We start from the raw sequence: 13,623 nt of genomic DNA on the forward strand, positions 1-13,623 counted from the left end.
ACCTAGCACCTAGCACCTAGCACCTAATTTAATCCTAATAGCCCAAGAAAGAAGGCATATTCCTGTGCAGTATCCTGATAACGACGGTATCGGCCACTCTTACCTCCATGGCCTGCTTCCATATCTATATGGAACAGTAATTGGTTATCATCGGTTTTATAGTCTCTTAGTTTAGCCACCCATTTAGCAGGCTCAAAGTACTGTACTTGAGAGTCATGCAACCCCGTAGTCACTAACAGATGCGGATATGCCTGACGGCTTATCTGATCATAAGGTGAGTAACTCAACATATAATCAAAATAAGCTTTCTCATTTGGATTACCCCACTCATCATATTCATTAGTGGTCAGAGGAATTGTCTCATCGAGCATGGTCGTCACTATGTCTACAAAAGGCACATGAGCAGCAACAGCAAAATACAAGTCTGGAGCCTGATTGATCACTCCCCCCATTAGCAATCCACCCGCACTTCCCCCTGCAGCGACAACCTTATTATTATCGCCATACCCTTGGGCAACCAATGCCTTAGTGACATCGATAAAATCATCGAAGCTATGTTGCTTATTCAGCATGCGTCCCGCGTCATACCAAGGACGACCTAACATCTCTCCCCCTCTTACATGTGCAATCGCATAGACGACACCTCGGTCTAGCAGACTGATAACCGAGCTATCAAAGTCAGGCTCTATAGTATGCCCATAAGCACCGTAGCCATATTGATATAAGGGGTTGGCTCCATCCTTGGCAAATTTATCTTTTCGATACACTAAGGTCACAGGTACCTTGACGCCATCTCTAGCCGAGATAAACAGACGCTCAGCCTGATATAGCTTGCTATCAAAATCTCCCAATATCTTTTCTTGCTTTAGCAAACGCCTATCCATGGGCTGGCTTAAGTCATATTCATAGATAGACTCAGGAGTGGTGGGGCTAGAATAATAGATACGTAACTTGTCGCTAGATTGACTGGCATTCATATCCAAACCAACGACATAGGCTGGATCATCAAAAGCCAGCTGATAAGACTGCCCACCGAAGGGGCGCACCTCTATTTGGCTAATACCCTTGGTCCGAGTCTGCACAATCAGGTATTTATCTAGCAATAAAACATCTTCAATACGCGTGTCATCATCAGCCGCTATCACTTGTTGCCATAGGCTCTTGTCACTCATCTGATCTTCGCTGGCTTTCATCAGCCTAAAATTATCAGCTTGCCAGTTGGTTAAGATGTAGTAGTCACTGCCAAGTTTAGCCACTGAGTATTCATGGCCTTCCTCTCTAGGTAATAAAGGCTTAAAAAGCGTTAATGGGCTGTCGGCATCGAGCACAGAGACTTCACTGGTGATGGTACTCTCATGGAACAGCACGATACGCGTTTCGTCTAAGCTCTTTCCGAGTGAAATATAGTAAGTATCATCCTGCTCTTCATAAACTAATACGTCTTTTGACTGCTCAGTCCCTAACTGATGACGAAACACCTGATTACCGAGTAAGGTTTGCGGATCTTTTTTGATATAAAAAACATGTTGGTTATCGTTAGCCCACACCAAACTACCATCGGTGCCATCAAGCACATCATCGAGTAAATTTCCGCTATCAAGATCTTTAAAGAAGAGCTTATAAATACGTCGACTCAAAATATCTTCACCAAAGGCGAGCTTAGATTCATCATGGCTGACCGAAACACCGCCCAGTCCATAAAAATCATGACCCTCGGCTCTTACATTTACATCGAGCAATACCTGCTCATGCTGATGTAAGTGTGGTGAACTGTCGTTCGATTCTGAGTCCCTTTGATCTGCCGTTCGTATCACTAAAGGGTACTCGAAGCCTTGCTGATAACGTCTCGAATACCAGTGTTTATGCCACTGATAGGGGACACTTGATTCATCTTTATCTAAACGAGCGACTAACTCTTTAAAAAGGCTCTCTTGTAATGGCTGATAAGGAGCAAATTGGACATCTTTATAGTTATTCTCAGCCGTTAAGTGTGCCAGTATCTTAGGCTCTTGCCTTGCGTCATCTCTAAGCCAAAAGTAATCATCCACTCGCTTCACGCCGTGTAAGTTCATTTCAAATGGAATTTTGTCAGCGACTGGCGGTTTAAGGCTATTAGCTTTTGTCATAAGGGTTTTGCTCACGATATTTGTACATCCAAGTGAAAGAATGAGTACCAAGGGGGCAAAAATACAATTTGCTATGGTAATCAAAGATATTTGACAGTATTTAGGCATCTTACACATCCTTGGTAAATGATGACTGCTTGAGCATTGGGTGTGATTAGGCATCTTTCACTTGAAACACCTTAGGAAAGGACACCATTCAATCAAGATTAGGAGTCTAATCATGATGCTTGCTGAGGTAAAGACTTGTTCGCAAAACGCTCCGCTGATGCTTGTCATTTAAGCAAAAGAAGCGCACCATATCTGCGCTCGATATCTAAACCCTTTGCTAGCTTCATTAAAGGCTCTGCCTATGGGCGAAGTAAATAAGATACGAGTAAATTCTCAGGGCGGGGTGTAACTCCCCACCGGCGGTGATAGTGCATGTTTCGATTTAATCTTCGAGCCAAGCCTTAAGCCCGCGAGCGCCCAAGCAGATGCTTATATTGATCAATATGAGTCGCTTGGGGTCAAGCAGATCTGGTGCCTTTTATCTCATATAAAACACTCCAGAGCCGACGGTAATGCACAGTAGTAACTAGCTTAACGCTAGCAGTACTGGATTAAGTCCGGATGAAAGAGAATATAAGAAAAATATAGCCCTTTACCTTTTCTAGGTGAGGCTCTGCTGTATTCATCTCTTATTGTACGTCGGCATAATTCAACTTATGCGGCGTCATTTTCTGTACGCCCTGATTCTGGAAAACCCAAAGTTGTTTATTAAGGATTTTAACCATGAATCAGTCATTACTCTCCCCTTTCGGCACAGCTATTGAGCGTGTTGAAGTCGCATTAGAAGCACTTAAGCAAGGCCAAGGTGTTCTCGTCGTCGATGACGAAGATAGAGAAAACGAAGGCGATCTAATCTATTCGGCAGAAATGCTAACCAATGAACAGATGGCACTGCTTATTCGTGAAGGTAGCGGCATAGTCTGCCTATGTTTAACCGATGAACGTGTTAAACACTTGAACTTACCGCCTATGGTAGAAGATAACTCCAGTCAGTACGGTACTGCATTTACTGTCAGTATCGAAGCAAAAGTGGGCGTGACAACTGGCGTTTCGGCAGCAGACAGAGTCACCACGATAAAAGCGGCCACCGCAGACAATGCTGTTGCTAGTGATTTAGCTCGGCCTGGACACGTTTACCCGCTCCGTGCACAGCCTGGTGGCGTATTCACTCGCCGTGGACATACTGAAGGCACTATCGACTTAATGCAATTAGCGGGTTTAAAGCCTGCCGGAGTCCTTTGTGAGATCACCAACCCAGATGGCACTATGGCAAGATTAGCTGAGATTATTCAGTTTGGTGAAAAGCACGGTCTACCCGTATTGACCATTGAAGATATTGTTGAGTACCGCCAAGCATCAATATCGAAAGCTAGCTGATAAATCATTGTTGTTTTAATCAGGTAAACAAAAAGCATCATTTACAGTTTTTTGTTTACCTTGATAATAACCATATATTTTACAAGGACTTTTTGTCACTTCTTTAGATAATTCAAATAAGACAGAACATCCCTTCCGCTTGTACCACTATACATATTTTATAAACCTAACAAAAATAGTGCTTTAGTCTATTTTTTGACGCTAAAAATAAATTTCGTGACCTAGATTAGAGTTTCATGAAATATGTATGACAGACATAATTTGCTGTGATATCAATTCCTCCCTCTTTATTAATCCAACAATGATTAGCCACGTTTACTTAAAATATATACGGCTAATTTTGCAGGGAGCAGGTAAATGTCATCGGTATTAAATACATTGAGTCTCAAGCAGAAGCTAATTTTGTTTGCAGCAATACCTATGCTACTGCTTGCGATTTTTGGCTCAATGAGAATGATGCATCTGCTTGAGCGGCACCAAGAAGCAAAAAGGAATACGCTTGCCATTGAAATCACCCGCGATGTTGAAGCGCTTATTTTTGAATTACAGAGAGAGCGTGGTCTCTCTGCAGGCTTTGTCAGTAGCCACGGAGAAAAGTACCAAGCAAATCTCACCACACAAAGGCAACAAACCGACTCTCAGCTCGATAAAGTCCTCGGTAGCAAAGCACTAGGTCAGTTTGTTCAAACCCTAGAGACTGATCAGATCCAAGCACAAACTCTCAGAGAAAACCTAGAGCAGATAAAAGCTAAGGGATATGCGATGAACAGCATTCGTCTCGGAGTTAATCAACAACTTAATAATGAAGCATTTCAATTTTACTCAGAATATAATCACCACCTGCTAGTCTTCATCTCTCAACTTCAGTTACAAACAGAAGATGCGTTACAGGCCAAAGCCTACAATGACCTGCTTAACATTTTAACGATTCAGGAGATGGCAGCTAAAGAGCGTGGTTTGATGAACCAAGTACTCTCGGCCAAATACATAGATTCCAATGCTTTCATCACCATCAAGAGTATTGAACACCAGCTCAATGAGGCAGTCACACAAGCGCTCTCTACTGCTGGAGTTAAAAACAAACAACTGATCAGAGAGATGCTCGACAGTAAATCAAATCAACAAGTCATGCAGTTTCGATCTCGCTTAAAGAACCAAATATATATTGTCGAACAAAGCTATAAGATCAGCCGCCTAATGGGCTACGGTGGCCTTATTCATAACTTCAAAAACTATCTACTAAGAGGCGACCAGAAGTATTTAGACAGTTTTAACCGAGCAATGAGTCAAGTGCAGTTTAAGCTAAATGGACTTAAGCAGATTAAAGGTCTCACCATAGAGCAGCAGGCAGCGATTCAACAGATAGATGAAACCGTCAATACTTATCACCATAAAATTGATCAGCTACAGAAGCTGAAATTACAAAACCTCAGTATTGCAGAGCAGGATAATCGGGTTCGCATTAATGATGAGCCGATGATCGAATCGCTATCTCAGCTGCAGTACCAGGCGCCAGAGGTAAATAGCGAGTTTTGGTGGCAGGTAGCGAGCCATAGAATAGATCAACTTCATCAAGTCACAACCAGTGTAACCAATCATATTTCCAGGCTGAGCTATCAACAAAAAAATGAGTCGCTATTCTTTCTATCTATTGGTTTCACCGCCGCTGTGATCAATTTAATTTTGCTACTCATGATTGGCCGCAATATGATCAGTAATTTAGTTGAAAGCATCTCTCTCATCGCCAGAGATATGCAGAAGATGGCTCAAGATCCAAGTCTTGAGCTTTCAGTGCCGGTAAAGGGGAGCGATGAAATAGCGCAACTCTCTATAGCGCTAAACTCAATGCTCAAGGAACGAAGCAAGGCCTATCGTCAACTTAATTTGGCAGCCGCTGTGTTTGAGTACTCATCTGAAGGGATTGTGGTTACTGACGCAGATAACCATATCGAGCTTATCAACCCAGCCTTTACTCAAATTACTGGTTATAGTCTGGAAGATGTAAAGGGGCGAAACCCTTCTGTACTCAACTCAAACCAGCAACCCAGACACTTTTACAACGGTATGTGGGGCTCCTTGCAGACAGATGGTAAGTGGGAAGGCGAGATCTGGAATAAACGTAAAAATGGTCAGGTATATCCTGAATATCTTGCCATTACAGTTGTGAAGGATGATGCAGGCAATATTATTCAGCACATAGGCCTATTTCTGGATATCAGTAATCGAAAAAAATATGAGCAAGATATCTGGTATAAAACTAACTATGACCTTCTGACCAAGCTCCCTAACCGTGTACTTTATACCGCAAAAGTGCAGCAACATATCACGACAGCAAAGGATAATAATCAGCAGCTGGCATTGCTGTTCATCGACCTAGATAGGTTCAAGTATACCAACGACCTCTATGGTCACTCAGTCGGTAACGAACTGTTAAGACAAGTTGCATCAAGACTCGAGTCCCTCATCGGTAATAACGACTTTATTGCTCGACTCAGTGGCGATGAGTTCATCATCATCTTGCCTCATATAAAATATCAGCATCAGGTGCAGCAGTTAGCCGAGAAAATTATCACTCACCTTGCATCTCCCTTTGGCGTCAACGGTGAAGAGCTGATGATCTCTGCCAGTATCGGCATCAGCTTATACCCACATAACGGTGCCAGTGAAGAGTTGCTCACTCGCAACGCTGAGACGGCCATGTACCAAGCAAAAACCGATGGTCGCAACAGCTACCGTTACTACTCTTCAGAGATGAACGCGCATATGTTGGAGAGGATCCAACTCGAACAGCGACTCAGGCAGGCTGTGGTACAACAAGAGTTCTGCCTGCACTATCAACCCATAGTTAATGTCGATAATCATGAGATTATCGGTGTAGAAGCATTAATACGCTGGCAAGATCCAAAATTTGGTCTCATCTCTCCTGATAAATTTATCCCCATCGCTGAAGAAACAGGCTTAATTGAACCTATTGGTGAATGGGTCCTGCAGCAAGCATTAAGAGATCTGGCACATTGGCATAGCCAAGGGTTTGAGATAAGCATGGCAATCAATGTCTCTGGTAGACAGTTAATCAATGGAAGCCAGCATGGCTTTAGCTGCTTACTCAATGCACAGTTACAAAAGAACTGTATCCACCCTAGATACCTACATATTGAGATCACTGAGTCTATGTTAATGGATGACACAGAGCAGTGCTTACTCGCCCTAGAGTCTATTCGTTCACTCGGGGTCGATATCTACATCGATGACTTCGGTACCGGTTACTCCTCTCTGAGCTACCTCAAACGATTTCCTATCTCAGTGATTAAAATAGATAAGAGTTTTGTCGATAATATGTTGGAGAGAGAGTCAGATGCCAACTTAATTAAGGCCATTGTGATGATGGGTCAAAGTCTTGGCCTCAAGCTGGTCGCCGAAGGCATAGAAAAACAAGAACAGTGGCAGATGCTACAAAGCCTAGGTTGCGATTTCGGCCAAGGTTATCTTTTTTCTCGCCCGCTACCTTCGCAACAATTAGAGTTGTTACTGCAAGAGCAAATGATACCAGCTGCATTAAGTATCTGACCATTAATCGGGCTCCATAAAAAAGGAGCCTCTATGGCTCCTATTTTATGTATTATGTCTCTTATCAACTCAATTTAAGCCGCTGATGTTGTCATCACACTCGCCGACTCTTCAACAGCCATCTGAGCGAGATCTTTATCGACAAAGAAAAGTGCTTTACCGTCTTCACCTACTAAGCGGATCTTATCGACAATCGACTTAAATAGTTTCTCTTCTTCATGCTGCTCTGAAACATACCACTGCAGGAAGTTGAAAGTTGAATAATCTTGATTGGTAAATGCAGCATGAGCAAGTGCATTGATATTTGCAGTGATCATCTGCTCATGTTCATAAGTGTATTCAAACAAGGCTAACAGAGATGAAAATTCAGCCTGTGGCGCTTCAATTGAGCCTAAAAGCGGCATTCCGCCAGTTTCGCTCACATAGGTAAACAAACGATGCATATGCTGCATCTCTTCATCGGCATGAACCCGCATAAATTTGGCAGCGCCTTCGAAACCTTTATCTTCACACCAAGCACTCATCTGCAGGTATAGATTAGAAGAGAAAAACTCGACATTTATCTGAGCGTTAAGTTGATCAATCATTGTTTGTGTCAGCATTTTATTCCTCTATACACATATCTGAATAGCTATTTATAGTAGAGCATTGTCATAAAATTAATAAAAAAATGCAATATAATTTACTTAAGTTACTGTTTATTAAATACAAATGGTTATCATTAATACTGTGGCAGTAAAGTCACACCGACCACAACTGCAACATTTGCTAACCAATTCAAGCAGACCTGTTAACATTTACTCTCTAGTATCTATCTGTATAAAATTGACCACCAATGAAAGATAGCCACTCCTAAGCAGCTCTCTAAGTGGCAGGGAAGACAATGAATCTGACTCGAATAAGCACCCACAATCCAGCTGGCACACTAGTAACTCTGTTATTGATCGCTATCTTTGGCATTCTCGCCATCGCAAAGTTGCCCATCCAATTGCTTCCCGATATCCAACGGCCGCAGATTTCGGTATTTAATAACTGGCGCTCGGCCGCACCTCAAGAGATGGAATCGAATATTATTGAACCTCAGGAAAATGTCTTAAGACAAGTTCCTGGGGTGGTTGAAATGACTTCTAACATTTCTCAGGGATTTGGTCGTATCAGCCTGACTTTCGAAGTCGGAAATAACATGCAAGAAGCGATGATCAATGTGATCAATGCGCTTAATCAGACCCCTCCTCGCCCCCTCGATGCCAATGAACCCTTTATCAACGTCGGAGGAGGCGGTGGTACACCAAATTTAGCCTCACTATTGATCCGCATGGCCCCTGATAATCCTGATATCAGCTTTGGTAAGTACCAAAAGTTAATTGATGATGTGGTAGAACCTAGGCTTAGACAGATCACAGGCGTTGGGGCTGTACAACTTCAAAGCAGGCAAGCTAAAGAGTTGCACATTGAGTTCGATCCTTATCGCGCCGCAGCACTGGGGATCACCATAGATCAACTCAGAAATACGCTTTCACGCGCTACCGATATCTCTGGCGGTACGGCGAATGTTGGCCGACGCCAATACACGGTCAGATTCTTAGGACAATACACACCGGAAAATCTCGGCAATCTGATCGTGACATATAATGATGGCCGCCCGGTCTATCTTAATGAACTGGCCGATGTCAGTGTTTCCACAGCTGAAGTACAAGGCTTTACCAAGCGTAACGGCTACCCAGCCTATTACATGACACTACAAGGCACCTTCGATGCTAATACCGTAACCGTCCTCGATGGCGTTAATAAGGCAATAGAAGAACTCAATGCTGGCGCCTTGAAAGAGGCTGGTCTGGTGATTGACCTCTCTTTCGATGCCTCGGTGCATATCAAGCGTGCCATTTTATTAGTTAAAGGTAACCTAGCAATAGGTGTGCTGCTGGCCCTAATCATACTCTTCGCCTTCCTGCGTAGCTTTAAAGCCACCCTAATGATTGCATCGACAATCCCTGTAGCCCTATTGATTGCTTTTTTCTCCCTCGAGGCCATGGGACGAACCTTAAATGTTATCTCACTCGCTGGACTGGCCTTCGCTGTCGGTTTAGTACTCGATGCCGCGATCATCGTGCAGGAAAATATCGTTAGGCTGTTGCAAAAAGGCGAGCCACTCAAAGAGGCTATCGCTCGTGGTACCGAGCAAGTAAGAGGTGCTTTGATGGCCTCAACGGTGACCACGGTGGCCATCTTTTTACCCATTTTATTCATGCCTGGCGTCGAAGGTCAGCTGTTCTCTGATCTCGCGCTCACCCTTTCGGTCGCGGTGGTTTCTTCCTTTATCAGTGCGATCACTTTAATCCCAGTATTTAGCCTGCTGTGGCTAAAAATGCCAAAAAAGGCAGAGTCCGACAGTAACAAGCCAGATAGATGGCATAGACTGACTCAGCTTATCCGCAAGCTCACCTGCGATAAGAAACGCGCAGCGACTTGGTGTGGCTTACTCATTATTGGCAGCGGCATATTAACCTTTGCCTTGATGCCTAGACCTGACTTTCTCCCACAAGCCCGCTCAGATGGAATATTTGCCTTTTTCTCACTGCCGCCTGGAGCCAATGTTAAAACACTTGAAAAAGAGGTGGGTGATATCATCATAGAAAGACTAAAACCTTACTATGACAAAGAAAAAGCCCCTTATATTAAGGGCTATAATTTCTCGATGTACTCGGCGTTCAACGTGCTGTTTATCTACCCTGAAGACCCCTCAGAAGCCGATCAGATGATCAAGCTGCTGAACGAGGAGATCTTAATTGGTTTACCTGACACCCAAGCCTTTACCAATCGCGGCTCACTGCTGCAATTTGGCTTTAACGGTGGCCGCGCAATCAACATAGATCTTCAAGGGCCGGATATGGAGGCATTAATGGCCTCTGCAGGAAAAGGAATGGCACTGATCACCGATGCTCTCCCCGGTGCTGTGGTTCGCCCGATCCCAGGCTTGTCGATGGCACAACCTGAATTACACTTAATCCCCAATGAGCGTCGCCTGGCCCAAGCTGGTGTCGATAAAGCTCAGATAGCTAACGCTGTACGAGCCTATACCTCTGGATTATTTATCGGTGAATATTTCGATGGCAATGAACGTATGGATGTTTTACTCAAAGGGCCTAAATGGCAAGTTCCTGAGCAGTTAGCAGCCACGCCAGTATTTACTCAGGCGGCGGGTATTCAAACCATAGGAGAGCTTGCAAGCATCAAGCGCGCCGTAGGCCCCACTCAGCTGCAAAGAGTCAACGGCAGACGTAGCGTCAGCCTACTCATCTTCCCACCAGCAGATATGTCCTTAGATGAAGCGTTAGAGATCATCAACGAGAAAGCGATCCCAGAGCTAAAGGCGAGTCTGCCAGATAATAGCTCACTTAAGTTCCGTGGTAGCGCCGATAAACTCGATAGCACCATTAAGGAGATGGGCGCTAACTTCCTATTAGCCGTATTGATTCTATTCCTACTGATGGCAGCCATGTTTAAATCGGCTAAAGACAGCTTACTTGTACTACTATCTATGCCGTTGGCCATTTGTGGTGGTGTGGTCAGTTTGCAATTACTCAACCTATTCAGCTTTCAGAGCTTAGATTTACTGACCATGATAGGTTTTATCATCTTACTGGGTCTGGTGGTCAACAATGCCATCCTATTAGTTGACCAAACACGCCAAGGTAGCCGAGCCGGTCTCAATATTGATGATGCCATCTACCAAGCTGTTGCCACCCGCGCACGTCCCGTTTATATGAGTACATTGACCTCCATCTTCGGCATGCTACCACTCATGTTAGTGCCTGGGGTTGGCAGCGAGATCTACCGAGGCTTAGCTGCCGTGATTGTCGGTGGTATGACCTTCAGTGCCCTGTTTACCCTCATTCTCATGCCAAGCCTACTGAGAATGACTCATGCACTCAGCAGACAGGCTACAACCTCATTCACACCTATTGCAGAATCTAATTCCGGAGCCCAGTGATGAACACTTTTAAGCAAGCAACTCTCTATCTCAGCCTATCTTTATCACTACTTGCCCCCTTTAGCGTATTTGCCGAGGAGGATGAGGCAGAAACTAAAGCCAGCCTAGTGAGCGTGGTTCAGGTAGAAAATAGAGCACTCTCACCTAAGATCATGGTCATAGGCTCAGTTCACTCCCGTCGCAGTGCAGAACTCACGGCGGGCATAGACGGTAAACTCATTTGGGTTCAAGAAGCTGGCACCCGTGTCATCACAGGTGAAGTCGTGGCAAGACTAGAGCAGACGCGGTTAGATTTACAAAAGGAGCAGCAAGAAGCTCAAATAGAGTATGAGCAAGTCGGAGTGACTCGGCTAAACCGTGAATTGAAACGCTTGGAGCAGTTAATCATCAGTAAAAACGCTTCAGAAACTGAACTCGATAAAGCCAAATCTGATAGAGATCTCGCTGCGGCAAATCTAAAACTGGCACAGATCAAACTAAAGATGATTTTGGATGATCTGAGACGCACCGAAGTCAAATCCCCTTTTTCAGGTATTATTACAGAACGTAAACGTCAGGCGGGTGAAGACATCAGCCGTTCAGTCTCAATCGTTTCAATCACAGATCCTGATAACTTAGAGATCCGCTTACACGCGCCGCTTAAACATAGTCGCCGAGTTAAAGTCGGCGATGAACTCAATATTTATCATACCGAAGGCGAATTCCAGGCGAACATTCGCAGCCTGATCCCGGTATCAGATATCCGCTCGCAAACATTCGAGGCTCGTATAGACCTGCCTATTGAGATGCAAGATGCCTTTAGTGTCGGTGAGCTAGTCTCTCTCGCACTGCCAATCGCGCCTAAGCAGCTAACCACTTTGGTGCCAAGAGATGCGATTATTTTGCGCTCAACCGGCGCCTATGTATTTAAAATAAATGCAGATAACACGGCTGAAAAAATCATGGTTGAACTCGGTGATGGTGAAGGAGATTGGATTGCCGTTAATGCCGACCTCAGCGATAGTGATACTGTGGTTATCCGCGGCGCAGAAACATTACAGGACGGACAGCAGGTGAAACTACAAGCCCTTCCTGGGACTAAAACTGCAACGACAAGTTAGGGGGATAAGGTTCTAGGTTTAAGTTTCTAGTTCCTAGGTCCTAGGTCTGATATGACCCCAGTAAAGTGGACACAGGGTTTAAATTCTTGATTCAAATACTATGGGACTCACTCCATTTAGAGTCCCATGTCTTCTCACCATATTATAATAATCATCGATATAAAATCGACACTGTGTTGTCATTTCTTTTCTGCTTAGCTCTTCTAAGTTAGAGAACCATTCTTTCTTTAACTGAGCAAAAAAGCTTTCTGAGCAAGCATTATCCCAGCAATTCCCCTTTCTCGACATACTCACTGTGACCTTACGCTTCGTTAGCCACTTAAGTACTTCAAAGCTTCTGTATTGAGCCCCCTGGTCAGAGTGAAACATCAGCTCACTCCCATTTGGCCTTCGTTCTACCCAAGCTTGTTTGAGTGACTTCATCACCAGTTCGCTCGAATTTATGTAGCTCGTTGCCCAGCCCACCACTTTACGTGAGTACAAATCGATGATGACACATAGATACTGCCAGCCCTCTTTGCACCTAATTTGTGTAATATCTGATACCCAAACAGTATTAGGTTTAGCTACTTCAAACTCTCTGTTTAAGTAATTCGGCGCTCTTGTTTCAATCAACCTAGGCTTCACTACACCGAACTTCCTTTTACATGCTTTAGACCTGTAATCAAACACCTGTAACAAGCTTTGTACTCGCTTTTTATTACAATCGAAACCATTAGCTACAGCATCCAGCCATAACTTCCTATAACCCGCTATGCTCCTGTGCTCAGCTATCTTTTCTTTGAGAAAGTCAGACAGTACTTCGTTATCTTTATCGCGTTGAGAAGGCTTACGAACAAGCCAGCTGTAATAGCCTGAGCGAGATACACCAAAAATATCACAGAGCAATTTTATCGTTCTTCGAGTTGAGCAATAACCTTGGATAAACTGAAACTTTATCCCTGGTGTTTGTCGAAGAACTCCTTCGCCTTTTTTAAGATATCGTTCTCCAACTCTGCACGCTCTAATCGTTTTTTTAGCCCACGGTTTTCACGTTCAAGTTCAGCTAGCCCCTTATTAGGACCGACATTTTTAATAGGTTTAGAAGTGTGTTTCTTCGACGTCAATTGAGCTCTCCATTTACTGAGCAAAGCGGGATGGATACCTAATTTACCAGCTAAAGCCTTTACTGTATCGGGAGAGTTTAAGGATTGTTGAACAGCAGCCAATTTGAAGGCTGCTGTGTGGGTCTTACGAGTTATTATTTTCATGGCACCTTATCGCTTATATAAGGTGTCCACTTTTAGGGGGTCATATCAGGTCCTAACATCTAGGAACTAGGTTCTCTCTTCAAAAGGCGGAATTTTCATCAACTTTTGCTTTAGTCATCGTCTTAATGTCGAGGTGAATCTTCACCTTTGCTATCACATTATGA

Annotated in this window: 7 protein-coding genes and 1 riboswitch; of the genes, 4 read left to right on the forward strand and 3 right to left on the reverse strand. The window is 44.0% G+C overall.

Annotation, left to right across the window (positions count from 1 at the left end):
• Nucleotides 1-23 precede the first annotated feature (23 nt).
• Nucleotides 24-2,126: a S9 family peptidase gene (locus FM038_RS24355; protein WP_223292963.1), complete on the reverse strand. Its 2,103-nt coding sequence runs from the start codon at nt 2,124-2,126 to the stop codon at nt 24-26.
• Nucleotides 2,127-2,499: 373 nt separating this feature from the next.
• A riboswitch (FMN riboswitch) is annotated at nt 2,500-2,751 on the forward strand.
• Between the two features lie 146 nt (nt 2,752-2,897).
• On the opposite strand from FM038_RS24355, the gene ribB reads away from it, so the two are divergent.
• Nucleotides 2,898-3,551 carry a 3,4-dihydroxy-2-butanone-4-phosphate synthase gene (gene ribB, locus FM038_RS24360; protein ID WP_142873410.1) on the forward strand — a complete coding sequence of 218 codons (654 nt, stop codon included), beginning with the start codon at nt 2,898-2,900 and terminating at the stop codon, nt 3,549-3,551.
• A 357-nt stretch (nt 3,552-3,908) separates the two neighbouring features.
• Nucleotides 3,909-7,118, forward strand: a complete 3,210-nt coding sequence (locus FM038_RS24365) for an EAL domain-containing protein (protein WP_142873409.1) — start codon at nt 3,909-3,911, stop codon at nt 7,116-7,118.
• 74 nt (nt 7,119-7,192) lie between these two features.
• On the opposite strand, the gene ftnA is transcribed toward FM038_RS24365, so the two are convergent.
• Nucleotides 7,193-7,720: a non-heme ferritin gene (ftnA, locus tag FM038_RS24370; protein ID WP_142873408.1), complete on the reverse strand. Its 528-nt coding sequence runs from the start codon at nt 7,718-7,720 to the stop codon at nt 7,193-7,195.
• Nucleotides 7,721-8,001: 281 nt separating this feature from the next.
• Between ftnA and FM038_RS24375 the strand changes: the two genes are divergently transcribed.
• Nucleotides 8,002-11,109 (forward strand): efflux RND transporter permease subunit, encoded by a 3,108-nt coding sequence (locus FM038_RS24375; protein ID WP_142873407.1) that lies wholly within the window; start codon nt 8,002-8,004, stop codon nt 11,107-11,109.
• The gene (locus tag FM038_RS24380; RefSeq protein ID WP_142873406.1) at nt 11,109-12,209 is read left to right on the forward strand and encodes an efflux RND transporter periplasmic adaptor subunit; all 1,101 of its coding nucleotides are present in this window, start codon (nt 11,109-11,111) and stop codon (nt 12,207-12,209) included. Before FM038_RS24375 ends, FM038_RS24380 begins: the two co-directional genes overlap by 1 nt.
• A gap of 78 nt (nt 12,210-12,287) precedes the next feature.
• Here FM038_RS24380 and FM038_RS24385 read toward each other — a convergent pair.
• Nucleotides 12,288-13,459, reverse strand: a protein-coding gene (locus FM038_RS24385; RefSeq protein ID WP_142872721.1) for an IS3 family transposase whose coding sequence is annotated in 2 segments (ribosomal slippage) — nt 12,288-13,189 and nt 13,189-13,459 — 1,173 coding nt in all. Because the reading frame shifts where the segments join, the coding sequence is not laid out codon by codon here.
• Nucleotides 13,460-13,623: the final 164 nt, after the last annotated feature.

The organism is Shewanella eurypsychrophilus (assembly GCF_007004545.3).
Taxonomy (GTDB): domain Bacteria; phylum Pseudomonadota; class Gammaproteobacteria; order Enterobacterales; family Shewanellaceae; genus Shewanella; species Shewanella eurypsychrophilus.